Raw genomic sequence first — 257 nt, forward strand, 5'->3', positions numbered from 1 at the left:
CTTAGCCGTCCTGATCCAGAGCAGCAGTGCCGCAGGCAAGAGCAGCCTGATGGAGGCGGTGCTGAACCTGATACCGGCAGAAGAGCGCATCCAGTACAGCGCCATGACCGGCCAGAGCCTGTTTTATCTGGGGGAAACCCATCTCCAGCACAAGATTTCGATTTTAAATCAGCCAAAATTAAGGGATACAGCTCTCGTACAATATAGCGTTTTAAGCAACGTAATATTTCTTTCGTTGACAACCCTTCATTTGTTCG

At 49.4% G+C, this 257-nt stretch carries 1 pseudogene; it reads left to right on the forward strand.

From position 1 onward, the window contains the following. A pseudogene (locus Xind_RS19850) lies at window positions 1-193 on the forward strand (hypothetical protein); the annotation flags it as partial. Window positions 194-257: the final 64 nt, after the last annotated feature.

It is taken from the genome of Xenorhabdus indica (assembly GCF_014467235.1).
GTDB lineage: Bacteria > Pseudomonadota > Gammaproteobacteria > Enterobacterales > Enterobacteriaceae > Xenorhabdus > Xenorhabdus indica.